The 23,894-nt window shown below is 72.3% G+C and carries 19 protein-coding genes; 6 read left to right on the forward strand and 13 right to left on the reverse strand.

Annotated features, from left to right (window positions below; translation table 11 throughout):
- Window positions 1–464: 464 nt before the first annotated feature.
- Window positions 465–1,472, reverse strand: coding sequence for a stage II sporulation protein M (locus ABZ464_RS02150; RefSeq protein ID WP_359269631.1), 1,008 nt, complete (start codon window positions 1,470–1,472; stop codon window positions 465–467).
- A 130-nt stretch (window positions 1,473–1,602) separates the two neighbouring features.
- Here ABZ464_RS02150 and ABZ464_RS02155 point away from each other — a divergent pair, with 130 nt between their 5' ends.
- Entirely contained in the window at window positions 1,603–2,550 is a 948-nt protein-coding gene (locus ABZ464_RS02155; protein ID WP_359269633.1) for an RDD family protein, read from the forward strand.
- Window positions 2,551–2,566: 16 nt separating this feature from the next.
- On the opposite strand, the gene ABZ464_RS02160 is transcribed toward ABZ464_RS02155, so the two are convergent.
- From ABZ464_RS02160 to ABZ464_RS02195, 8 genes are all read right to left on the reverse strand, one after another.
- A complete protein-coding gene (locus ABZ464_RS02160) occupies window positions 2,567–3,181 on the reverse strand; it encodes a hypothetical protein (protein WP_359269636.1) in 615 nt (204 codons plus the stop codon).
- 157 nt (window positions 3,182–3,338) lie between these two features.
- Window positions 3,339–4,796 carry an adenosylhomocysteinase gene (ahcY, locus tag ABZ464_RS02165; protein ID WP_359269638.1) on the reverse strand — a complete coding sequence of 486 codons (1,458 nt, stop codon included), beginning with the start codon at window positions 4,794–4,796 and terminating at the stop codon, window positions 3,339–3,341.
- A 327-nt stretch (window positions 4,797–5,123) separates the two neighbouring features.
- Entirely contained in the window at window positions 5,124–6,104 is a 981-nt protein-coding gene (locus tag ABZ464_RS02170) for a cation diffusion facilitator family transporter (RefSeq protein ID WP_359269641.1), read from the reverse strand.
- Between the two features lie 140 nt (window positions 6,105–6,244).
- Window positions 6,245–7,396, reverse strand: coding sequence for a mannose-6-phosphate isomerase, class I (manA, locus tag ABZ464_RS02175; protein WP_359269644.1), 1,152 nt, complete (start codon window positions 7,394–7,396; stop codon window positions 6,245–6,247).
- Window positions 7,397–7,479: 83 nt separating this feature from the next.
- Window positions 7,480–8,613, reverse strand: coding sequence for an SIS domain-containing protein (locus ABZ464_RS02180; protein WP_359269647.1), 1,134 nt, complete (start codon window positions 8,611–8,613; stop codon window positions 7,480–7,482).
- A gap of 265 nt (window positions 8,614–8,878) precedes the next feature.
- Entirely contained in the window at window positions 8,879–9,049 is a 171-nt protein-coding gene (locus ABZ464_RS02185; RefSeq protein WP_020940431.1) for a Trm112 family protein, read from the reverse strand.
- A gap of 188 nt (window positions 9,050–9,237) precedes the next feature.
- Window positions 9,238–10,602 (reverse strand): phosphomannomutase/phosphoglucomutase, encoded by a 1,365-nt coding sequence (locus ABZ464_RS02190; protein WP_359269650.1) that lies wholly within the window; start codon window positions 10,600–10,602, stop codon window positions 9,238–9,240.
- A 204-nt stretch (window positions 10,603–10,806) separates the two neighbouring features.
- The gene (locus ABZ464_RS02195; protein WP_059196228.1) at window positions 10,807–11,229 is read right to left on the reverse strand and encodes a DUF3499 domain-containing protein; all 423 of its coding nucleotides are present in this window, start codon (window positions 11,227–11,229) and stop codon (window positions 10,807–10,809) included.
- A gap of 295 nt (window positions 11,230–11,524) precedes the next feature.
- Here ABZ464_RS02195 and ABZ464_RS02200 point away from each other — a divergent pair, with 295 nt between their 5' ends.
- The gene (locus ABZ464_RS02200; protein ID WP_359269652.1) at window positions 11,525–11,977 is read left to right on the forward strand and encodes a metallopeptidase family protein; all 453 of its coding nucleotides are present in this window, start codon (window positions 11,525–11,527) and stop codon (window positions 11,975–11,977) included.
- Between the two features lie 82 nt (window positions 11,978–12,059).
- Here the strand turns inward: ABZ464_RS02200 and ABZ464_RS02205 are convergent, their stop codons facing one another.
- The 3 genes from ABZ464_RS02205 to ABZ464_RS02215 form a co-directional block, all read right to left on the reverse strand.
- Complete coding sequence (locus ABZ464_RS02205) at window positions 12,060–13,631, reverse strand: DUF5719 family protein (protein ID WP_359269655.1); 1,572 nt, start codon at window positions 13,629–13,631, stop codon at window positions 12,060–12,062.
- Window positions 13,628–17,341 (reverse strand): glycosyltransferase, encoded by a 3,714-nt coding sequence (locus ABZ464_RS02210; RefSeq protein WP_359269658.1) that lies wholly within the window; start codon window positions 17,339–17,341, stop codon window positions 13,628–13,630. The genes ABZ464_RS02205 and ABZ464_RS02210 overlap by 4 nt, the downstream gene beginning before the upstream one ends.
- Window positions 17,342–17,557: 216 nt before the next feature.
- A complete protein-coding gene (locus ABZ464_RS02215) occupies window positions 17,558–17,821 on the reverse strand; it encodes a WhiB family transcriptional regulator (RefSeq protein ID WP_030792866.1) in 264 nt (87 codons plus the stop codon).
- Window positions 17,822–18,526: 705 nt separating this feature from the next.
- On the opposite strand from ABZ464_RS02215, the gene ABZ464_RS02220 reads away from it, so the two are divergent.
- From ABZ464_RS02220 to ABZ464_RS02235, 4 genes are all read left to right on the forward strand, one after another.
- Window positions 18,527–19,039 (forward strand): cysteine dioxygenase family protein, encoded by a 513-nt coding sequence (locus ABZ464_RS02220; RefSeq protein WP_359269660.1) that lies wholly within the window; start codon window positions 18,527–18,529, stop codon window positions 19,037–19,039.
- A 119-nt stretch (window positions 19,040–19,158) separates the two neighbouring features.
- Complete coding sequence (gene cofD / locus ABZ464_RS02225) at window positions 19,159–20,118, forward strand: 2-phospho-L-lactate transferase (RefSeq protein WP_359269663.1); 960 nt, start codon at window positions 19,159–19,161, stop codon at window positions 20,116–20,118.
- Window positions 20,115–21,419, forward strand: coding sequence for a coenzyme F420-0:L-glutamate ligase (locus ABZ464_RS02230; protein WP_359269666.1), 1,305 nt, complete (start codon window positions 20,115–20,117; stop codon window positions 21,417–21,419). The genes cofD and ABZ464_RS02230 overlap by 4 nt, the downstream gene beginning before the upstream one ends.
- Before the next feature lie 54 nt (window positions 21,420–21,473).
- Window positions 21,474–22,487, forward strand: a complete 1,014-nt coding sequence (locus ABZ464_RS02235; RefSeq protein ID WP_359269668.1) for a DNA-3-methyladenine glycosylase 2 family protein — start codon at window positions 21,474–21,476, stop codon at window positions 22,485–22,487.
- Between the two features lie 213 nt (window positions 22,488–22,700).
- Here the strand turns inward: ABZ464_RS02235 and ABZ464_RS02240 are convergent, their stop codons facing one another.
- On the reverse strand, window positions 22,701–23,783 hold the full coding sequence (locus ABZ464_RS02240) for an NDP-sugar synthase (protein WP_359269671.1): 1,083 nt from the start codon (window positions 23,781–23,783) through the stop codon (window positions 22,701–22,703).
- Window positions 23,784–23,894: the final 111 nt, after the last annotated feature.

The raw sequence follows: 23,894 nt of genomic DNA on the forward strand, positions 1-23,894 counted from the left end.
TCGGCTATCACTGCCGGGGACGGGGTATCAACTAATCTGGCGTTGATTTTTGGCACGCTGTTGAGTTCTCAAGGAACGAAAGCTTCCTTTGTACTTGCCTGAGAGACTCTCTCAGGTTTTCCTCCGGGCTTCCCTTCGGTCTTGCGTTTCCGACTCTATCAGACCTTTTCTCGATCCGATTTCCTCGGTGCTTTCCAGGTTCCCGCTTTTGTTTCGCGGTTTCCTTTCCGGCGGTTCCGACTTTATCAGAAGTTCCGGGCCGGTCTGACCGGCGGTGGTTTTCCGATTCATCGGGGGGCTGCTGCGGAATTAATATTCCAAGCTGCCGATAGATTTTCACTGCTGCCGACCGGATCGCATCCAGTTCCAGGCAACTGTTCGAATCTACCTCCCCGCGCACTCCGTGTCAACGGCCTTTGCGGGAACGAGGAGGACACTAGCAGTTCAGCGGGGCGGTTCGCACATCAGGCGGCTGTCGGCACGGTCGCGCTGCGCTCGGCTGCCTCGACGTCGCCCGTGTCACCGGCTCGTGCCGCTCTGCCGCCTAGGACCTGGACGTACGCGAGGAAGGCCAGTTCGGCGGAGACGCCGATGGTGATGCGGGCCCAGGTGGGCAGGCCCGAAGGGGTGACGAAGCCTTCGATGGCACCCGAGACGAAGAGGACCAGGGCGAGGCCGATCGCCATGGCGATCGCGGCTCTGCCCTCCTCGGCGAGGGCCGTGCGCCGGGAGCGCGGGCCGGGGTCGATGACGGTCCAGCCGAGACGGAGGCCGGTGCCGGCGGCGACGAAGACCGCTGTCAGTTCGAGCAGGCCGTGCGGGAGCACCAGGCCGAGGAACGTGTCGAGCCGGCCCGCCGAGGACATGAGGCCGGCGCCGACGCCGAGGTTGAGCATGTTCTGGAAGAGGATCCACAGCACCGGAAGACCCAGGAAGACACCCAGGACCAGGCACATCGCGGCGGCCTGGGCGTTGTTCGTCCACACCTGGGCGGCGAACGAGGCGGCCGGGTGGCTGGAGTAGTAGGTCTCGTACTGGCCGCCGGGCCGGGTGAGCTCGCGCAGTTCGTCGGGGGCCGCTATGGAGGCCTGTACTTCCGGGTGGGTGCCGATCCACCAGCCCAGGGCGGCTGCGACGGCCGTAGAGAGGAGTGCGGTGGGGATCCACCAGTGGCGCGCGCGGTAGACGGCGGCGGGGAAGCCCTCGGTGAGGAAGCGGGTGACATCGCGCCACGAGGCCCGGCGGGTTCCGACGACGGCGCTACGCGCGCGTGCCACGAGTTGGGTGAGCCGACCGGTCAGCTGGGGGTCGGGGGCTATGGACTGGATGAGGGAGAGGTGGGTGGCGGTGCGTTGGTAGAGGGTGACGAGTTCGTCCGTCTCGGGGCCGGTGAGGCGGCGGCGTCGCCGTAGGAGGGCGTCCAGGCGGTCCCATTCGGCTCGGTGGGCGGAGACGAAGACGTCGAGGTCCATCGGTGTGCCTGCTCCTCGGCTGTGCGTCGGCTGCCGGTGGTGTGTGTCAGGTTGTCGTACTGCGACGCGATGTGCGCTCAGCTTGGCAGACTGGCTGGTTCCAGGAGCAGGTCGGGAAGGGGCAGCGGGCGTGAGTGAGCTGGTGACGGGTGAGGCGGTGGCGTTGCAGCTGCAGCCCGCCCGACTGCCCAGCAGGGCGCTGGCCCTGTTGCTGGACCTGGTCGTGGTCCTGGTCGTCTATGTGGTCGTGAGTGTCGTTCTGGTGCTGTCGACGGCCTCGTTGGACGACGCGGCGCGGACGGCGGTGTCGATCGCCACGTTCCTGCTGGTTCTGGTGGGTGGGCCGATCGCGGTGGAGACGCTCAGTCATGGGCGGTCGTTGGGGAAGACGGCGTGCGGGTTGCGGGTGGTGCGGGACGACGGTGGGCCGATCCGGTTCCGGCATGCGCTGGTGCGGGGCGCGCTCGGGCTGGTGGAGATCTTGCTGACGTTCGGGGTGGTGGCGTGTGTCGCGTCGCTGGTGTCGGCGCGGGGGCGGCGGCTCGGTGATGTGTTCGCCGGGACCCTCGTCGTGCGGGAGCGGGTGCCGGTGGCGCGGGGTGGTTTCGTGCCGCCTCCTCCGCCGTGGCTGGCCGGGCGGTTCCAGGAGCTCGATCTTTCGGCGGTGCCGGACGGGTTGTGGTTGGCGATCCGCCAGTACCTGGGGCGGATGAGTCAGCTGGATCCGCAGGTGGGCTGGGCGATGGCGGGGCGGCTGGCGGGTGAGCTCGCGGAGCGGACCGGGGTGCCGGTGCCGCCGGGCGTGCCGCCGGCCGCTTATCTGGCGGCGGTGGTGCAGGAGCGGCAGGTTCGGGAGGCGCGGCGGATGTTCGGGGGTGGGTCGGTCGTGGGTGGGTCGGTCGTGGGTGGTCCTGTGGTGGGTGGGGCGGGTGTGGGTGGTGGCTTCAGCCCTGCGCCGCCGTCCGGTCCCGCCGTGCCCGGTGATGGGGCGGGGGCGGGTGGGCCGTCCGTGGGGGTGGAGGGAGTGGAGCGTGGTGGGGGTGCGGGGCAGAGCACCGGGTTCGTGCCGCCGGCGTAGGGCCTGGGTGTCGGGTTCAGGTGAACGTCGACGGGGGTGATTCGAGGTCCTCGAGTTCGATGCCGGGGGCCGCGAGGACGACGTCGCCGGCGATGTGCACGTTGTGCTGTTCGCCCGTGTCCAGGGCTGTGACCTGGTATTCGTCCACGGTCAGGAGGGCGTTGTCAGTGGCGTGTGTTTCTCTGTTCACGAGGGCCCAGGACTGGTCGACGGTGCGGGGGGCGAGGACCGGGTCGGTGAAGGCGACGAGGCGTACGCGGGTGGCCGCGGTGGAGGGGGTGAGGCGCAGGAGGCGGGTGGTGGCGACGAGGAATGCGGGTGAGGTGCCGGTGAAGGCGTGGGCGGGTGTGTTGCCTTCGGTGGCGTGGGTGCCGGTGGGGTCGGTGCGGACCCAGGTGACGCCGTCCAGGGCGGCGCCGCGGACCTGCCAGCTGCTCGCGTGGAGTTCGAGGCGGAGGGGGCGGCCGAGGTCGTCGAGGGTGAGGTCGACGGAGCCGGTGTGTTCGCCGGTGGGGGTGGTCAGCTGGGAGACGTAGCGCCAGCCGGAGGGGCCGGGGGCGCACTGGAAGTGTTCGTGTGCGAGGGGGGTGTGATCGTGCGGATCGTGGAGCGAATAGCGGCCGCGGGGCATGGGGGTCCTGGGGTGTGACGGGCTGGTCGGGGCGCCGCGGCGGTCCGGCCGAGGGGCCGAAGGGGCAGGCCCCCGGCACGGGGGTGCGGGGGCCTGTCTCTGAGGTGCGGTCCTGCTGCTTGCTGGTGCGGCTGCGGGCTCGGGGCCCGCGGCCGGCTCAGTAGCGGTAGTGGTCCGACTTGTACGGGCCGTCGACCTGGACGCCGATGTAGGCGGCCTGCTCCGGGCGGAGGGTCGTCAGCTTGACGCCGAGGGAGTCGAGGTGGAGGCGGGCGACCTTCTCGTCGAGGTGCTTGGGCAGCGTGTAGACGCCGATCGGGTACTCGTCGGGCTTGGTGAACAGCTCGATCTGGGCCAGGGTCTGGTCCGCGAAGGAGTTGGACATCACGAACGAGGGGTGGCCGGTGGCGTTGCCCAGGTTCAGCAGGCGGCCCTCGGACAGGATGATGATCACCTTGCCGTCGGGGAAGGTCCAGGTGTGGACCTGCGGCTTGACCTCGTCCTTGACGACGCCGGGGATCTTGGCGAGGCCGGCCATGTCGATCTCGTTGTCGAAGTGGCCGATGTTTCCGACGATGGCCTGGTGCTTCATCTTGGCCATGTCGGAGGCCATGATGATGTCCTTGTTGCCGGTCGTGGTGACGAAGATGTCGGCCTTGTCGACGACCTCGTCGAGGGTCGTGACCTGGTAGCCGTCCATCGCGGCCTGGAGGGCGCAGATGGGGTCGATCTCGGTGACGATGACGCGGGCGCCCTGGCCGCGCAGCGACTCGGCGCAGCCCTTGCCGACGTCGCCGTAGCCGCAGACGACGGCGGTCTTGCCGCCGATGAGGACGTCGGTGGCGCGGTTGATGCCGTCGATGAGGGAGTGGCGGCAGCCGTACTTGTTGTCGAACTTCGACTTGGTGACGGCGTCGTTGACGTTGATCGCCGGGAAGAGGAGGTCGCCGTCGCGCTGCATCTCGTACAGGCGGTGGACGCCGGTGGTGGTCTCCTCGGTGACGCCGCGGATCTCCGAGGCGAGCTGGGTCCACTTCTGGGAGCCGTCGGTGATGGTGCGGTTGAGGAGCTCGAGGATGACGCGGTGTTCCTCGTTCTCGGCGGTGTCGACGGAGGGGACCTTGCCGTCCTTCTCGTACTCGACGCCCTTGTGGACGAGGAGGGTGGCGTCACCGCCGTCGTCGAGGATCATGTTGGGGCCGCCGGTGGGGCTGTCCGGCCAGGTGAGGGCCTGCTCGGTGCACCACCAGTACTCCTCCAGGGTCTCGCCCTTCCAGGCGAAGACGGGGACGCCCTGGGGGTTGTCCACGGTGCCCTCGGGGCCGACTGCGATGGCGGCGGCGGCGTGGTCCTGGGTGGAGAAGATGTTGCAGGAGGCCCAGCGGACCTGGGCGCCGAGGGCGACCAGGGTCTCGATGAGGACGGCGGTCTGCACGGTCATGTGCAGGGAGCCGGTGACGCGGGCGCCGGCGAGGGGCTGGGCCTCGGCGTACTCCTTGCGGATCGCCATGAGGCCGGGCATCTCGTGCTCGGCGAGGGTGATCTCCTTGCGGCCGAAGGTGGCCAGGGAGAGGTCGGCGACCTTGAAGTCCTGTCGGTGGTCGACAGTCGTCATGGTGAGCTGCTCCTCGGTGGTTGGTTCGAGGTGGGTAGGGCTGGTCTGCGCGGCGGCGGACACAGGGGTGCCCTCAGGGGGACACAGGCATGCCCGCGTGCGCGCAGCGCAGTCCGTCGGAGGCCCTCTCTCCCTCGGACGGTCCGCTGTGGGACCGCCCGACCGCCATCAGCAGCGACGTCTGGCTCCCGTCCAAGCTACACCGGAGGTGGCGGGCGGCCCCAGTCCGTCTGCGAACAGATCGCGCCGTTCGGGGGTGGCGAGGGGGGAAGGCCGCAGGGCCCGCCGGTGGTGCGGCGGGCCCTGTCGGGGAGGTGTCGGGGGTGGTCAGTGGTCGGCGGGGTGCCGGTCGGGGCCGCCGGGGGTGGCCTCGGGGTCGGGGCCCTTGGCGGCTTCGGTCTCGCTGAAGATGTCGGGTTCGAGGTAGATGACGCGGGCGATGGGGACGGCTTCGCGGATGCGGGCCTCGGCGGCGTCGATGGCGGTGGCGACCTCGGCGGCGGTGTCGTCGTGCCGTACGGCGATCTTGGCGGCGACGAGGAGTTCCTCGGGGCCGAGGTGGAGGGTGCGCATGTGGATGACGCGGGTGACGGTGCGGCCGTCGACGAGGGCGGTCTCGATCTTCTGGACGTCTTCGAGGCCGGCGGCTTCGCCGAGGAGGAGGGATTTGGTCTCGGCGGCGAGGACGAGGGCGATGAGGACGAGGAGGACGCCGATGCAGACGGTGCCGATGCCGTCCCAGATGCCGTCGCCGGTGAGGAGGGCGAGGCCGACGCCGCCGAGGGCGAGGATCAGGCCGATGAGGGCGCCGAAGTCCTCGAGGAGGACGACGGGGAGTTCGGGGGCCTTGGCGCGGCGGACGAACTGGGACCAGGAGAGGGAGCCGCGGAGTTCGTTGGACTCCTTGATGGCGGTGCGGAAGGAGAAGCCCTCGGCGATGATCGCGAAGACGAGGACGCCGACGGGCCAGTACCAGTGCTCGACCTCGTGGGGGTGCTTGATCTTCTCGTAGCCCTCGTAGATGGCGAACATGCCGCCGACGGAGAAGAGGACGATGGAGACGAGGAAGGCGTAGATGTAGCGCTCGCGGCCGTAGCCGAAGGGGTGCTGGGGGGTGGCTTCGCGCTGGGCCTTCTTGCCGCCGACGAGGAGGAGGGCCTGGTTGCCGGAGTCGGCGAGCGAGTGGACGCCTTCGGCGAGCATCGACGAGGAGCCGCTGAAGGCGAACGCCACGAATTTGGATGCCGCGATGGCGAGGTTGGCGCCGAGTGCCGCCACGATCGCCCTGGTGCCGCCTGACGCGCTCATGTGTTCGCGTTGTCCCTTCGCCTCACGTACGTGTCTCGTACGTCCTGTTCGCCGTCCGGGGTGTCTTTGCCCGGCCTTTGCCGGTGGGCCATTGTTGCAGCCCTGTCGGGCGGCGGTTCGTCAGGTGTCCACAGACCCGGTCAGACAATCACCGTGGCGCGGAAGAGGGTTCCGGCTCCGGACGCCTCGGCCTTCTCGCCGGCGGGGACGAAGACCGACTGGCCGGGGGCGAGTTCGTGTTCTCCGGCTCGTACCGTTCCGGCGGTGCAGAGGAGGATCTGCGGGGTCTCGCGGGTGAGGTCGTGGGGTTCGGAGCCCTCGGGGAGGACGTAGCGGGAGAGGCGGAACTCGTCGATGGGGGTCTCGTAGACCTCTTCGCCGTCGGGGGACGCCTCGGGGCGCAGGACGCCGGGGTCGCCGGGTTCGAAGCGGACGATGCGCAGGAGTTCGGGGACGTCGACGTGCTTGGGGGTGAGGCCGCAGCGCAGGACGTTGTCGGAGTTGGCCATGATCTCGACGCCGAGGCCGCTGAGGTAGGCGTGCGGGATGCCGGCGCCGAGGAAGAGGGCCTCGCCGGGCTGGAGCCGGACGTGGTTGAGGAGCATGGCGGCGATGACGCCGGGGTCGCCGGGGTAGTGGTGGGTGATGCCGGCGTAGGGGGTGTAGTCGCCGCCGAGGCGGTCGCAGGCGGCTGCGGCGGCGGTGACGGTGTGGGTCATGTCGTCGGGGTCGGCGGTGAGGACGGCGGTGAGGACCTCGCGCAGGGCGGCCTCTTCGGGGTGGGCGTGCAGGAGGTCGACGTACGGCTTGAGGGAGTCGACGCCGAGGCCGTCGAGGAGGGCGGCGGCCTGGAGGGGGTGGCGGAAGCCGCACAGGCCGTCGAACTCGGTGAGGGCGCAGATCAGTTCGGGCTTGTGGTTGGCGTCCTTGTAGTTGCGGTGGGGGGCGTCCACGGGGATGCCGCGGCGCTCCTCGTCGTCGTAGCCCTCCTTGGCCTGGGCGAGGTCGGGGTGGACCTGGAGGGAGAGGGGGGCGCCGGCGGCGAGGAGTTTGAGGAGGAAGGGCAGCCGGGGGCCGAACTTGGCCACCGCGCGGTCGCCGAGTTCGCGTCCGGGGTCGGTGTCGATGACCTCGACGAGGGTGCCGCGTTCCGTGCGGGAGGGGGCGCCGGGGTGGGCGCCCATCCACATTTCCGCCTGGGGTTCGCCGGTCGGCTCGGTGCCGAGCAGGTGCGGGATCGCGGTGGGGGAACCCCAGGCGTAGGGGCGGATGGTGTTGTCGAGGCGGTCCATCGGGTTCTCTGCCTGTCTGTCCGGCGCTGCTTGTCTGGTCGTGCTGGGGTGGGGCCCGCGCTGCACGCGCGCGTGGCTTCAGATCAAGCTTGTGAGGCGAGCGCCAGGTAGACGGCGGCGAAATCCGTGGTGGCGATCAGTTCGGCGAGGGTGACGAGTTCGTCGCCGTCGTCGGGTTCGAGCTCGCTGATCGGTGTGTCGTGGCTGAGGGCCAGGTCGCGGGCGGCGGGGGCGGCGGTGAGGCCGCCGAGGGGGCGGTCGCGCAGGAGGACCACGCGCGCGTGCAGGGCCGGGGCTTCCTCGACGCGGTCGCGGAAGAAGTCGTCGGGGTCGGCGCTGGCGGCGAGGGGTCCGGCGAGGAGGGCGCTGTGTTCGGCGAGTGCCTCGGGGAGTTCGGCGACGAGGGCGGGACGGCCGGCGAGTTCGGCGAGGGCGGCGGCGAAGCGCCGGCCGGCGGGGCCCGCGGAGGCGCCCTCGGTCCAGATGACCGGGAGGGCGTCGGCGAGTTCGGCGGCCAGGGTCTTCGCCGGGTTGCTGTAGGTGGCGATGGCGGGGCCGCAGCGTTCGGCGACCTGGTCGAGGCGGTCGGCGACCTTTTCGAGGGCGTCGGCCGGGGCGGAGAGGAGTGCGATGCGGTCGAGGAGCACGAGGAGGGGGGTGAACAGGGCCCACAGGACGCCGGGGGCGGAGGCGGCGACGGGGGGCTGTTCGTCGTGTTCGTACGGGGCGGTCGCCATCGGTACGAAGAGGCCGTGCGCGGCGTCGGCGGCGTCGGTGAGGGGGGTGCGGGCGGGGGCCACGGCGACGACGGTGCAGCCTCGGCGGTAGGCCTGCTCGGCGAGGAGGGCGAGGCCGGGTTCGGTGCCGTCGGGGGTGGCGATGAGGAGGAGGTCGACGGAGCCGGCCCAGCCGGGGAGTTCCCAGCGCAGGGCGCCCGCGGCGGGGGCGACGCCGGTGGGGGCGAGGCGGATGACGGGGCAGGCGGCGCCGGCGAGGGTGTCGAGGAGGTCGGCGACACAGGTGGCGGCGGCGCCGGGGCCCGCGATGAGGATGGCGCGGGGGCGGCCGTCGGGCTTGAGGTCGTTCACCCCGGCTTCGGCGGCGTGGCGGGCGGCGGTGCGGACGCGGGCGCCGGCTTCGGCCGCGCCGCGCAGGAGGGCTCGGCGGTCGGCCTCGGCGAGGGCCTCCGGCGTGTCGAGCAGTGAGTCGTCGAGCATGGCGGGGGTCTCCGATCGCCGGGGGGTCGTCGGGGGTCGTGCCGTGGTGGGGTGGCGGTGGTGGCGGTTGCCGGCGGGGCCGGTTGCGGCGGGGCGCCGGTTCGGCCGGGTGCCGGTTCGGCCGGGAGTGCCGGTTCGGCCGGGAGTGCCGGTTCCCGTCGGGGGTCCGATTCGAGCGGTACGACGGTGTCGGCGGGCCCCGGTCGCGGTCGGCGGGGTGGGCTGCGGTCGCGCGGGGTGGGTGCGCGGGGCGCGGCGGGCTGGGTTACGCGGGGCGGCGGGCCTCGTCGACGAGGAGGACGGGGATGCCGTCGCGGACGGGGTACGCCAGACCGCAGTCCTGGCCGGTGCAGATCAGCTCCGCGTCCTGCTCCTTGAGGGGGGCGTGGCAGGCCGGGCAGGCGAGGATCTCCAGGAGGCCGGCTTCGAGCGGCATGAGGTGTCCCTTCAGGTGCGTGCGGGGGTGGCTGGATGTGCCTGGTCAGCGTACCGCCGGTGGGGGTGGGGTGGTGGGTGGTGTCGCCCGCCGTCGCCGCCCCCACGCCGCCCGTACCGGGACGACGTCCCCGGGCGGGGCCCGAGCATCGCTCGGCGCGCGAGCCCCGTGAGCCCCGCGGGGTGTGCTCAGGCGCGGATGATCGCCAGGGCCTCGTCCCTGATCTTGGTCATGGTGGGTTCGTCGCGGGCCTCGGCGTTGAGGCGGAGGAGGGGTTCGGTGTTGGAGGGGCGGACGTTGAACCACCAGTCGGGGGTGGAGACGGTGAGGCCGTCGAGTTCGTCGAGGGTGACGTCGGGGACGTCGGCGTAGGCGGCCTTGATCGCGGCGATGCGGTCCGCCTGGTCGGCGACCGTGGAGTTGATCTCGCCGGAGCCGGTGTAGCGGTCGTACGCGGCCACGAGGGAGGACAGCGGGGCCTGCTGGCCGCCGAGGGCCGCGAGGACGTGGAGGGCGGCCAGCATGCCGGTGTCGGCGTTCCAGAAGTCCTTGAAGTAGTAGTGGGCGGAGTGTTCGCCGCCGAAGATCGCGCCGTGGCGGGCCATCTCCGCCTTGATGAAGGAGTGGCCGACGCGGGTGCGGACGGGGCTGCCGCCGCTCTCCTCGACCACCTCGGGGACGGTGCGGGAGGTGATCAGGTTGTGGATGACCGTGCCCCGGCCGCCGTGGCGGGCGAGTTCGCGGGTGGCGACCAGGGCCGTGATCGCGGACGGGGAGACCGGGTCGCCGTGCTCGTCGACGACGAAGCAGCGGTCGGCGTCGCCGTCGAAGGCGAGGCCGAGGTCGGCGGACTCCTCGCGGACGCGCTGCTGCAGGTCCACGAGGTTCGCCGGGTCGAGGGGGTTGGCCTCGTGGTTCGGGAAGGTGCCGTCGAGTTCGAAGTACAGGGGGACGACGGTCAGGGGCAGGCCGTCGAACACGGTGGGGACGGTGTGGCCGCCCATGCCGTTGCCCGCGTCGACCACGACCTTCAGGGGGCGGATGGAGGTCACGTCGACGAGTGAGCGCAGGTGCGCCGCGTAGTCCTTCAACGTGTCGGTCCGGGTGAGGGTTCCCGGCACGGCGGCGGGCTCGGGCGCGCCGGTGTCCGACCAGCGCTCCACCAGGGCGCGGATGTCCGCGAGGCCGGTGTCCTGGCCGACGGGGGCGGCGCCGGCGCGGCAGAGCTTGATGCCGTTGTACTGGGCGGGGTTGTGCGAGGCGGTGAACATGGCGCCGGGCAGGTTCAGGGCGCCGGAGGCGTAGTAGAGCTGGTCCGTGGAGCACAGGCCGATCTCGGTGACGTCGACGCCGAGGGCCGCCGCCCCGCGCGCGAAGGCGCCGCTGAGGCCGGGTGAGGAGGGGCGCATGTCGTGGCCGACGACGATGGCATCGGCGCCGGTCACCCGGGCGAAGGCCGCTCCGAGGAGTTGGGCGAGGGACTCGTCCCACTGGTCCGGGACCACCCCGCGGACGTCGTACGCCTTCACGATCTGCGACAGATCAGCAGCCACGGGCCACCCTTCCTGGAAGTCCTGTTCAGTCGCCACAAACTACCCGGAAGGGTTCAGCGACCGCTGTGCGCCCGCGCGGTGGACCCGCAGAAGTAACCTTGCGCACCAACCCGGGACACGCGTGCGTCGGATCACGCCGGTGACAGGGGGCGGCTGGGGTCGGTCAGGTTCCCGTCGCTGGAAGCGGTTTCTCGCCGTACGGGATCAGTTGTCGGGCGAGCGCAGGACACGCAGGTGGCCGCGGCGGGCGACTTCCATGGGGTCCGCGCCCCGTCCGCCGCCACCGGCCTGCGCCGCGCGTTCCTGCGGGCGGGCCGCCTCGCGGACGGCGTTGGCAAGCGCTTCCAGATCGTCACCACTGGGCCGCGCGGGAGCCGAGCCGTCCAGCAGCCGGACGACCTCCCAGCCGCGCGGGGCGGTGAGGCGCTCGGAGTGCTCGGCGCACAGGTCGTAGCAGTGGGGTTCGGCGTAGGTGGCGAGCGGGCCGAGGACCGCGGTCGAGTCGGCGTAGACGTACGTCAGCGTCGCGACGGCGGGTCGGCCGCAGGCAGTTCGCGAACAGCGACGTACAGGGCTCACGACGTTGGACGGTACCGCACTCTTGAGCGGGCCGCGACGACTCTCCACCAGGTCACTCCACCGTGTCGTGTTGTGAAACGCCCCACGGGCCTCTCCAGTCATACCCCGCTGACCTGCGCGAACACCAGTCATTAGCGAGAAGAAGACGAAGCCTCGCAGTCACCGGTTGGTGCAAACAGGATCAATTGCCATGAGTTCACCGGTCTCGGAGAGATACGGAATCGAGCCCAACCTTGGCTGGAATGGTCATCCTGCGACATGGGGTACGGGCCGGGCCGGAGGTGTCCGGGATGCCGCGTGGGGCCGGGCGGCCGGTCGCGGCGGGGTCTACCCTTCAGTAGTGATGGACAGCCCCGTACCGCCCCGTGCCGCAGGCCCCGGGCCCCGCCGCCGCGATCGTCACGGCCGGGGCATGCGGGGACCGATCGCGCCCCCTCAGGTGCCGTTGGCCGCGAGCCGCGCCGACGCGTTCGCCGACCTGGTGCAGGACTCCGTGGAACGGCTGGAGCGGCGCTGGCCGCAGCTCGCCGAGATCGACTTCATGGTGCTCGAGGTGCCGCGCCCGGCCGCGGCCGGCGAACCGTGGAACGACGAGGCGGTGCCCCTCGGCGGGACGGTTCCCGCGCGGGACGGACGGCGGGCGCGGGTGGTGGTCTACCGGCGCCCGGTCGAGATCCGCACCAAGGGACGCGACGAACGGGCCGCGCTGGTGCACGAGGTGGTCGTGGAACAGGTGGCGGAGCTGCTGGGGCTGACCCCGGAGACGGTGGATCCGCGCTACGGCGACGAGGACTGACCGGCCGTCTCCCACCGTCCTTGGCGCACCATCCCCACCGCCCCCGCCGCCCCGCACCGTCTCCCCGGATGACCCGGTCGGGTTACTTCTGCAGCACCGCCACGTTCTCGTCCGCGCGGGGGACCTCGACCGTGCCCCGGTCGTCCGGCAGGGTCTGGACGGTGAAGCCCGAGACGCCGTCCTGGGTCACCGCCAGAGTGCGGGCCGCGTAGACGGGGGTGTCGTTGAGGGGCTCCACCGTCAGGGCGAAGGTGCCCTTCAGGCCTGACGGGACGGGGAGTTCGACGTCCTGGGTCGTACCGGACTTGATCGTGTACGTCTTGGACACGGCCGTTCCGCCCTCGCTGCCCGCGGACGCGGTGACCTTCACCTTGGCGGTGCCCTTGGGAGCGGTCAGGGAGAGGGTGGTGCCCTTGGCGGTGTTGTCGACGGCGGACGCGCGCGTGCCCACCGGCGCGGAGGCGGGAATGAACGCCGACTCCTGATTGCCTCCCTTGCCGCGCAGCACCCGTACGGCCGCGACGACCGGCACCGACCGGTCGGTGGGCGTCAGGACGATCGAGCCCGCCTCGCCGCGCGTGACGTCGCCGAGGTCGACGGCGGTCGTCATCCCTCCCTTGACGTGCACGGTCTCGTGCCCGGCCGGGGTGATCAGGCCGCTGGGGGAGGCGAGTTGGACCTTCAGGTCGGCGTCGGCGTCACCCGGCGCGTAGGCGATCAGCCGGACCGCGGTGGCGTCCTTGGGGATGCCGGGGACGACCAGGCCGGCCGCCGGGTCGGTGGTGGCGGCCAGCCAGTCGCCGCCGAGCTTGTCGTCCAGGGCCTGCACCGCCGCGCCCACACGCCCGCTGCGGACGTTGACGTGGACGGTGAGGTCGTCCTCCTTGTCGGCGGTGAGCGTGGACAGCAGGACCGGCTCGCTGGAGTGCGGCGGGACGGTGATGCCCTCCCCCACCGTGGTCTGCAGGGCGCCGTCCTTGCCGTAGAGCTCGATGTCGGCGACGGCGGCGGAGTCGTCCGGGTTGGTGAGGTGGACGTAGTCCGTGCGGTCGGCCGCCGTGCTGGCTCCCGGGAACCAGAACTCCGTGTCCGCGGGGGTGCAGGTGACGCCCTGCAGGCCGCGGCCGGAGCCGGCGGCGACCTCGGTGGTCTCCTGGACCGTCCAGCCGGGCGCGAACTTCCCCTCGGCGGTGCCCACGAGCGCGGGCGACTCCCCGCCGGTGCTGTCGCCGGTGGCGGGGGTGCCGGGCTCCTTGGGGGTGACGACGGACTTCCCGGACTTGTCCGTCTTCTTGTCCTTCTTCTTGTCCTCGTCGGTTTTCTCGTCGGCCTTCTCGTCGGCCTTCTTGTCGTCCTTGTCGCTCGCCTTGTCGTCGGCCGTGTCCGCCGACTCCTCGGTGGCGGCGACGAGTTCGGCCGTGCCGTCGCCGCCCGTGCCCTTGGTGACGGGTGTGAACGACGTGTACGACGTCTCGGCGATGTCGGAGGTGCTGGGCGCCGGGCAGAGCAGGCTGGTGCGCTCCACGGGCAGGACGGCGGCCGCCTTGGCCGAGTCGTCCGCGCCGGCGGTCTTGGGCTCGTTGAGCGTGGCGAACCCGGTGACGGCGGCGAGCGCGGCCGTGCCGGCGATCAGGGAAAGGGTGGTGCGGTTCACTGCTGGCTCCCGTCGGGACGCTCGCTGCCGGTGCCGTGGGGGTGCTGCTGCTGCGCCGGGTCGTAGGCGGGGTCGTAGCCCTGGTTGCCGTAGCCCTGGTCGTAGCCGTACGTCTGCTCGTACGACGCCTGCCCGCCCTGGCCGTCGTAGGCATAGGGGTCGTACTGGCCGGCCTGGTAGGGGTCGTAGGACTGCTGGTCGTAGCCGCCCGCCCCGTACTGCTGGGCGTCCTGGTACTGCTCGCCCTGGTAGCCGCCGTACTCGGCGCCCGCGTAGCTCGGCCGGTCCCAGTCGCCGTACGTCTGCTGGTGCGGGAGGGCGACCGGCGTCTGCTCCGGGGCGTCCTGCGGTGTCTCCTCCGAAGGAGGCGAGGGGAAGTCGTCCCCAGGGGTCGGGAAGTCGTCGTCCTGGGCGGCGGGTTCCTCCGCCTCCTCGGCCTGGGCGCGCAGCCGGCGGGCCCGGCGGCCCTCGCCGTCGGCGGGCCGGTCCTCTGCGGGCTGCTCCTCGGGGAGGTCGTCGTCGACGTCGCGGCGGCGGCCGGGCAGGGCGAGGACGACGAGGACGAGGGCCAGGAAGCCCTGCGTCCACAGCCAGGCGGTGTGGGTGAAGGGGTCGTCGTAGGTGACGTCGAGCGTGCCGCCGGAGGCGGGGAGTTCGAAGCCCTGGGCCCAGCCGTCGACGGTGGTGCGGGTGAGCGGCCTGCCGTCCAGGGTGGCGGTCCAGCCGTCGGCGGCGGCGTCGGCCAGGCGCAGGATCCGGCCCTCGGAGCCCGACGGGATCGTGGTGTGGATGTCGACCGGGCCCGCGGCGACCGGGGTGGCCGTGCCCTTGCCCGACTCGGTGACGACCGCCGTGCGGGAGACCTCCTGGCCGACCCGCCACAGGGCGCTGCCGTCCTGCTGGCTGAGCCGCTTCAGGCCGGGGGTGGCGTCCAGGACGCGGGTGACGTCGCGGGGGGCGCCCTTGTGGACGAGGACGTAGCCGACGGCGAACTTGCCGAGTTGGTCGGCCTGGTCGGCGCCTGAGCCGGCGACGAGGTTGGCGACGACCTTGTCGAGCTGCGGGTTCTCGCCGTCGGCCGCGGCGAGTTCGGCGTCGCCGAGGCGGGCGCCGGAGCCGCGGACCAGCATGTAGTCGACGTGGGCGGTGGAGTCGCTGTCGAGGACGAGGGTGCGGGACTGGTCGCGGTTGCCGGCCTCCTCGGCGACGAACGCGGGCACCTGGACGGGGTCGCGGCGCTCCAGCGGGCCGTCGGCGCCGCCGATCATCCAGCCGGCGGCGAGCAGCAGGGGGCCCGCGGCGGAGGCGAAGGCGATGAGGGCGGCGACGGGCTGGCGCCAGCCGAAGCTCTGTTCGGCGACACGCGTGCGTGCGCCGTCGGCGCCGAGGACGGCGGCGGCCAGGAGTGCGATGCCGTAGACGAGGGTGGCGGGTCCGGCCCAGGTGGAGCTGTTGGACAGGACGGCGAAGACGAGCGCCACCAGGGCGATCGCCCAGGCCGTCCAGATGCCGAACTGGCGCTCGCCGCGCAGCAGGGCGGCGAGCGCGGCCAGGACGACGCCGATGAGCATCAGCCCGTCGACGGTGCCGGGTCCGCCGGGGCTGGCGGCGAGCAGGTCGAGCGCGGAGGCGGTGGACGGGGCGTAGTCGAGTCCGGCCTGGGTGAAGAAGCCGAACGGGAGCAGCGACAGCGACCAGGGCGCGAGGAGCAGCAGGGGGGTGCCGAGCTGGGCCAGGAAGCGCAGGCCGTAGGCGGTGATGTCGCCTCGGCGCACGGCCAGGACGGCGAGGCCGAGGACGAGCGCGAGGGGCCAGACGATCGGCGTGAACGCGGTGGTGACCGTGAGGAGCAGGGCGTAGGCCCAGGTGGCGCGCCAGCTGCCGCGGGCGCCGGAGGTGTGCGTCAGGCCGCTCGCGGCGGCTGCCGCGCGGGCGATGAGCGGGAGCAGGACGGCCAGGACGGCGGTGCCGACGCGGCCGCCGGCGAGGGCGCCGGTGGCGGCGGGCAGGAAGGCGTAGACGACGGCGGCCCAGGCGCGCAGGAGGCGGGACTCGACGAGGGGGCGGGAGGCGAAGTAGGCGGTGAAGCCGGCCAGCGGCACCGAGCAGACGAGCAGCAGGGTGAGGGCGAGGCCGGTGGAGCCGAACAGCAGGGTGGCGAGGGTCGCGACGATCGCGAGGTAGGGCGGCGCGGAGGGGGTGCCGCCCGCGCCGACCGGGTGCCAGGCGTCGAGGTAGCGCGACCAGAGTTCGGAGGCGTCGGCGGGGGCGGGCAGCAGGGCGCCGCCGGCGAGGGCGCCGCCGCCGAGGAGGTTCCGGCAGGCGACGAGGGAGACGAGCAGCAGGACCAGGAAGAGCACCGGGCCGGGTTTGCGGGCGATGCGCTTGAGGCGGGCGAACTGCTCGATCTCGAGGAAGTCGGCGTCGTCGCCGCCGGGGCCGGACTCCAGTCCGCCGCCGTGCCGTCCGGCGCCGCCGGCGGTCTCGGTGTCGGAGGAGCCGAAGAGGTCGCCGGCGACCTGTTCGACGGTGGCCCGTACGGTCGCGCCGGGCGGCGGGAACAGGGGCCGCAGTTCGCCCTTGTCGATCTGGGGGGTGCCGCGGCTGCGTCGTCCGGCGATGATCCGCTCGGGCCGCAGGAGGGTGCCGAGCAGACCGCGGATCTCGTCGAGGGCCTGTCCCGGGACCTTGCCGACGAGGTAGGCGACGGTGCGCAGCAGGGTGCCGAGGACCAGGCGCAGCAGGATCCAGGGCAGCAGTGCCGTACGGCTGTTGACGAGGAGGGTGTAGACGGCGCCGGCCTTGTCGACCTTGTGCGGGGAGGCGGTGGTGCGGCCCGCGCAGTCGACGGCGCGGCGCTCGCGGGAGGCGGCCTCGGCGTGGCGTACGACGGCGTCGGGGGCGACGAGGACGCGGTGGCCGGCGGCGGTGGCGCGCCAGCACAGGTCGACGTCGTCGCGCATCAGGGGCAGTCGGCGGTCGAAGCCGCCGAGTTCGTCGAAGACGTCGCGGCGGATCAGCATGCCGGCGGTGGACACGGACAGTACGGGCCGGACGTGGTCGTGCTGGCCCTGGTCCTGTTCGCGGCGGTCCAGGCCGGTCCAGCGGCGGCCGGAGGAGGCGATGGTGACGCCGACCTCGAGGAGCTGGCGGCGGTCGTACCAGCCGCGCAGTTTGGGGCCGACGACGGCCACGTCGTCGCGGCCGAGTTCGAGTTCGTTGTCCACGACGCGCAGGAGTTCGGCGAGGGCGTCGGGCTCGGGGGCGCTGTCGTCGTGCAGGAGCCAGAGCCACTGGACGGGTTCGCCGTGCGGGAGCTCCGGCAGGTCGTAGGCGTCGTCGCGCCACGTGCGCGTGACGGGGTCCCAGCCGCTGGGCCGCTTCAGGTACGGCAGTTCCTCGGGGGTGAGGACCGGGGCGGTGCGGTTGGCCTCCTCGACGGCCTGGCCGAAACCGGTGCGGCGGGCGAGGTGCAGGACGCGGTCGTCGCCGAGGGCCTCGGTGACCAGGCGGGCGGAGTCGTCCGAGCTGCCGGTGTCGGCGGCCATGACGGACTGGACGGGGCGCTCCTGGCCGAGCAGCCCGGCGAGCGCGTCGGGCAGCCAGCGGGCACCGTCGTGGGAGACGAGGACCGCGGTGACGACATGACGCGGAAACTCAGGTGTGGCAGCGCCGCCTTGGTGGCCTGCCGTGTGGCTGTGCACGGACATCGAGGTACGGGCCCCGGTTCGGTGGACGTGGTGGACGCCTGCGCCGCGTGAGGGCGGCGGGGTGTCTCGGACGAGCGACCACACTATCGGCTGGGCAGGACGGCGGCCCGCCGCCTGTGGACAACCCACCTGCGACGGGCCGTTCACCGCCGTGTCCGCCCGTGCCGGGCGGCTTGCGCCCCGGGGGGCGGCTCGCGTCCGTTGCGGGCGCCGTTCTCAGACGGCGGCCTTCTTCAGCCTGCGGCGCTCGCGCTCGGAGAGACCGCCCCAGATGCCGAAGCGTTCGTCGTTGGCGAGGGCGTATTCGAGGCATTCGGAGCGGACCTCGCAGGCGAGACAGACCTTCTTGGCCTCGCGGGTCGAGCCGCCCTTCTCGGGGAAGAAGGACTCGGGGTCGGTCTGGGCGCACAGTGCGCGCTCCTGCCAGCCGAGTTCCTCGCCCGCGTCGTCGACCAGCAGTTGCTGCACCAGCTCGGTCATGTGCGCCCCTCGCTCTGTCTTTCGCGTCCCCGTGTACCTGGCCGTTTACCGATGTCGGTGCCTTGGCCCATTACCGATGTCGGCTGAACGACACGAGTGAAATTACAAGTGTGCTGCTCCGGGCGAGTCAAGCCGAGATCTGCTATTGAGCCCCTTATTCACTCTGCGGAACCAAGGCCGTGCGGTAAGTGTTCAAATCGCCATAAACCTTGACATGCAGAGAGGGCCCTGGAGGGCTCGGACCCCGCGCAGTGCTTCCACGGGGAAGGACGCCCATGAGTGCGATCCCGTTGCGTCACAACGGCCTACGCGTCCGGCTTGTGCCTCGTGTGTCCCGGTGGCCGTATGCACAAACCTTTCACCTCTCAGATGCACCGGATGAGGTGAACCCTGTCCCACATATCGGGCGTCGAGTTGACACCGGCAGGTGTGAACCGATGTCCTTGTGGGCATGCTCGCGAACTCGGCACTCACCTCGACCCGCTCCGCCGGGTCCCACGGTGCTGCTCGTGCTCGCTGTAGCTGTTGTCGCTGTTCCAGCTGTTGAGCCCCACGCGCTCCGGCTGCCCCCTCCCGGGTCCACTCCGGCCCGGAGCTGTTTTCCTTCGGCCCGCACCAGGGCACCCCTGATCCACCCGTGATCCGGGTGGACGGTACGCGACACCCAGCCGCCCCCCACTCTTCCGCCGAGGAACATCCCACCCCATGAACAGCGACAGCGACCTCCAGATCGCCGGCGACATCCTCGAAGTCCCCCACCTCCTGCAGGCCCCCCGCGAGCACCCCGCCACCGTGGCCGAGTTCGTCGGCCTGGCCCGCTCCATCGCCGCCGACCGCGCCGCGTGGGAGCACCTCGTCCGCTACGACGCGACGAGCCGCTGGTACCACCGGCTGCGCACCGGCCCGGGCTACGAGGTGTGGCTGCTGTCCTGGGTGCCCGGACAGAGCAGCGGGCTGCACGACCACGGCCGCTCCTCCGGTGTGCTGACCGTCCTGGACGGCGAGCTGACCGAGCGCACGGAGCGGGGCAAGCGGGTGCTGGGGGCGGGCGCGCAGCGGGTGTTCGCGCCGGGGTACGTGCACGAGGTGGTCAACGACGCACTGGAGCCGGCGGTGAGCCTGCACGTGTACTTCCCGGGGCTGACCGAGATGCCGATGCACCACACGGCCTGCACGGCCCGGGAGACGTTCGACACGGTGGACGCCGTCAGCGCGTAGGGCGGTCATGGCCGGTACACGGCGCCCGTGACTCGTACGAGTGGTCGGGTTGTCCACAGGCGGGGGGTTGTCCACAACCGCCCGGCGGGCTGTCGGCGGGGCCTGCGAGACTGGCTTCCATGCGCATCGTGGTTCTGGCAGGCGGCATCGGTGGTGCCCGGTTCCTGCGCGGTCTGAAGCGGGCCGTGCCGGACGCGGACATCACCGTCATCGGCAACACCGGCGACGACATCCATCTCTTCGGGCTGAAGGTCTGCCCGGACCTCGACACCGTGATGTACACGCTGGGCGGCGGCATCAACGAGGAGCAGGGCTGGGGCCGGGCCGAGGAGACCTTCCATCTGAAGGAGGAGCTCGCGGCGTACGGCGTCGGGCCGGAGTGGTTCGGGCTGGGCGACCGGGACTTCGCCACGCACATCGTGCGGACGCAGATGATCGGCGCCGGGTATCCGCTGAGCGCGGTGACCGAGGCGCTGTGCGACCGGTGGAAGCCGGGGGTGCGGCTGATCCCGATGACGGACGACCGGGTCGAGACGCATGTCGCCGTCGAGATCGACGGCGAGCGCAGGGCCGTGCACTTCCAGGAGTACTGGGTGCGGCTGCGGGCGTCGGTGCCGGCGCAGGCGGTCGTGCCGGTCGGCGCGGAGCGGGCGAAGCCGGCGCCGGGGGTGCTGGAGGCGATCGCGGCGGCGGACGTCGTCCTGTTCCCGCCGTCGAACCCGGTCGTCTCCGTCGGCACCATCCTCGCCGTGCCCGGCATCCGTGAGGCGATCGCCGAGGCCGGGGTCCCGGTGGTGGGCCTGTCCCCCATCGTCGGGGACGCGCCCGTGCGCGGCATGGCCGACAAGGTGCTGGCCGCGGTCGGCGTGGAGTCGACGGCCGCCGCGGTCGCCGAGCACTACGGCTCGGGGCTGCTGGACGGCTGGCTCGTGGACACCGTGGACGCGGGGTCGGTGGACCGGATCGAGGCGGCCGGCATCCGCTGCCGGGCCGTGCCGCTGATGATGAGCGATCTCGACACGACCGCGCGGATGGCCGGGGAGGCGCTGAAGCTGGCGGAGGAGGTGCGGACGGTATGAGCGGTGAGCAGGGGTATCGCGTGTGGGCCGTCCCCGGGCTGCCCGAGGTGCAGGACGGGGACGACATCGCCAAGCTGATCGCCGCCGCCGAACCGGGGCTCGCCGACGGGGACGTGCTGCTGGTGACGTCGAAGATCGTGTCCAAGGCGGAGGGGCGGATCGTCCGGGCGGACGACCGGGAGGCCGCGATCGACGCCGAGACGGTACGGGTCGTGGCGCGTCGCGGGACGCTGCGGATCGTCGAGAACCGGCAGGGGCTGATCATGGCGGCGGCAGGCGTCGACGCCTCCAACACCCCTTCCGGGACGGTGCTGTTGCTGCCCGAGGACCCGGACGCGTCCGCGCGGGCGATCCGGGACGGGCTGCGCGACGCGCTCGGCGTCGAGGTCGGGGTCGTCGTCACCGACACCTTCGGACGGCCCTGGCGTGCGGGGCTCACGGACGTGGCGATCGGCGCCGCCGGGGTGCGGGTGCTGGACGATCTGCGCGGGGGCACGGACGCGTACGGCAATCCGCTGAGCGCGACGGTCGTCGCGACGGCGGACGAACTGGCGGCGGCCGGGGACCTGGTGAAGGGGAAGGCGGCCGGGCTGCCCGTGGCGGTGGTGCGGGGGCTGGCGCAGGTCGTGGCGGAGAGCGCGGGGGACGGTGCCGCGGCCCTGGTGCGCGGGGCGCGGGACGACATGTTCCGGCTGGGGACCTCGGAGGCGGTGCGGCTGGCGGTGACGCAGCGGCGGACCGTGCGGGCGTTCACCGACGAGCCGGTGGATCCCGGGGCGGTACGGCGGGCGGTCGCCGCGGCGGTCACGGCGCCGGCGCCGCATCACACGACGCCGTGGCGGTTCGTGCTGCTGGAGTCGGCGGAGTCGAGGGTCCGGCTGCTGGACGCGATGCGGGACGCGTGGATCGCGGATCTGCGGCGGGACGGCAAGTCCGAGGAGTCGATCGCCAAGCGGGTACGGCGGGGGGACGTCCTGCGGAACGCGCCGTATCTGGTGGTCCCCTGTCTGGTGATGGACGGGTCCCACACCTACGGCGACGCGCGGCGGGACGCGGCCGAGCGGGAGATGTTCGTCGTCGCGGCCGGGGCCGGGGTGCAGAACTTCCTGGTCGCGCTGGCCGGGGAGCGGCTGGGGTCGGCGTGGGTGTCGTCGACGATGTTCTGCCGGGACGTGGTGCGGGAGGTGCTGGGGCTGCCGCAGGGGTGGGATCCGATGGGGGCGGTGGCGGTCGGACATGCGGCGCAGGAGCCCCGGGAGCGGGCGGAACGGGAAGTGGAGGGTTTCATCGAGGTGCGGTGAGATGCGGTGAGGGGGTAAGGCTTGGTTCGGCTCTCTGCATTCGGGACGGGCATCGTGGCAGGACGTTTCGCACCTCGGTCCACGCGTACGACCGTGCGCGGCGGTCATGTTCCCGTGCCCGCGCGGACGGCGGCGCGGGACGCCGGCGCGCCGGGGCGGGTGCGGGAGTGGGTGCCGCGGGGGCCGGTCGATCTGGGGCTGGTGCTGGGGCCGTTGCGGCGGGGGGCCGGGGATCCGACGTTCCGGGCGATGCCGGACGGTTCGGTGTGGCGGGCCAGTCTGACGCCCGCCGGGGCGGGGACGCTGCGGGTGTCGGTGGTGCCCGGCGGGGGTGCCGTACGGGGGGAGGCGTGGGGGCCGGGGGCGGAGTGGCTGCTGGAGCGGTTGCCCGAGCTGCTGGGCGCCGCCGATGAGCCGGAGGCGTTCGTGCCGCGGCATCGGGTGGTGGCGATGGCGAGGCATCGGCGGCCGGGGCTGTGGTTGACGCGGACCGGGCTGGTGCTGGAGTCGTTGATTCCGTCGATTCTCGAACAGAAGGTCACGACGGACGAGGCGTACCGGGCGTGGCGGTTGCTGGTGCGGAAGTTCGGGGAGCCGGCGCCGGGGCCCGCGGCGGGCGGGCGGCTGTGGGTGATGCCTCCGGCGCGGACGTGGGCGTTGATCCCGTCGTGGGAGTGGCATCGGGCGGGCGTCGACAACAAGCGGGCGTCGACGATTCTGCGGGCGGTGCGGGTGGCGCGGAGGATGGAGGAGGCGGTGGGGATGTCTCCCGAGGACGCGCGGGCGCGGCTGGAGGTGGTGGCGGGGATCGGGCCGTGGACCTCGGCGGAGACCGTGCAGCGCAGTCATGGGGCGGCGGATGCGGTGACGGTGGGGGATCTTCATCTGCCGGGAATCGTGGGGTGGGCGTTGGCCGGGGACCGGGGGGCGGATGACGCGGCGATGCTGGAGTTGCTGGAGCCGTATGCGGGGCAGCGGCATCGGGCCGCTCGGTTGATTCTGTTGAGTGGGCGGGTGCCGGAGCGGAGGGCTCCGCGGATGCGGCGGGGGGACATCGGGTTGTTGTGAGGGGCTCCGCCCCTTCGACCCCGCTGGGGGCTGCGCCCCCAGACCCCGCTTCGGCCCTGAACGGGCCTCGTCCTCAAACGCCGGACGGGCTGAGAGAAGTGGACCGGCGCAGAAGGGTGACGCCCCTGCTTTGAGAGTTGCATCCGCGGACGCCGGACGGGCTGTAAGGCCGCGGCCGGCGTCGAGGGATGGAGCCCTTCGGTGGGCGGGTGGTTACTGGTCCGAGGAGAAGCGGACCGCTCCTGCGGGGATTTGGGCGTCGCACCAGATGCGGGCGCCATCGCGGAGTTCGTTGTCGGGGCCGATGATCGCGCCGTCGCCGATGACCGTGCCGGTGAGGACGGAGCGTTCGCCCACCCGGGCGCGGGTGCCGATGAGGGAGTCGGTGATGACGGCGCCGGGTTCGATGACGGCGCCGGGGAGGATCGTGGAGCCGAAGACCCGCGCGCCCTCCGCGACGAATGCGCCCTCGCCGACCACCGTGCCGCCGGTGAGTTTGGCGTCCGCCGCGACCCGGGCCGTGGGGAGGATCAGGCGGTCGCCGCAGCGGCCGGGGACCGCGGGGGACGGGGCGCGGCCGAGGACGAGGTCCGCCGAGCCCCGTACGAAGGCCGCGGGGGTGCCGAGGTCCAGCCAGTAGGTGGAGTCCACCATGCCCTGCAGGTGGGCTCCGGCCGCCAGCAGGTCGGGGAACGTCTCGCGTTCCACCGAGACCGGGCGGCCCTGCGGGATCGTGTCGATGACCGAGCGGCGGAAGACGTACGCGCCCGCGTTGATCTGGTCGGTGACGATCTCCTCGGGGGTCTCGGGCTTCTCCAGGAACGCGAGGACCCTGCCCGTCTCGTCCGTGGGGACCAGGCCGTAGGCGCGGGGGTCCGTCACCTTGGTGAGGTGCAGCGACACGTCCGCCGCCGTCTCCCGGTGCGTGGCCACCAGTCGTCCGATGTCCAGGCCCGTGAGGATGTCGCCGTTGAAGACCAGCACCGGGTCGTCGGGGGCCGAGTGCAGGCGGGACGCCACGTTGCGGATCGCGCCGCCCGTGCCGAGGGGCTCCTCCTCCGTCACGTACTCGATGTGCAGGCCCAGGGACGAGCCGTCGCCGAAGTACGGTTCGAAGACCTCCGCGAGATAGCTCGTCGCGAGGACGATGTGGTCCACCCCCGCCGCCTTCGCCCGCGCCAACTGGTGCGTGAGGAACGGCACCCCCGCCGCCCTGACCATGGGCTTGGGCGTGTGCACCGTGAGCGGGCGCAGCCGGGTGCCCTTGCCGCCGACCAGGAGGATCGCTTCTGTCACCTTCGTCTCTGCTTCCTGCCGGGACCGGCCGAACTGTCATTCGACCGGCCAGTGTATGCAGACCGTTGTGTGGCGCTTTCCAGGCCGTGCGGTGTTCCGTCCCAGTCCCGA

The sequence above is a fragment of the Streptomyces sp. NPDC005820 genome (genome assembly GCF_040630255.1).
Lineage (GTDB): Bacteria > Actinomycetota > Actinomycetes > Streptomycetales > Streptomycetaceae > Streptomyces.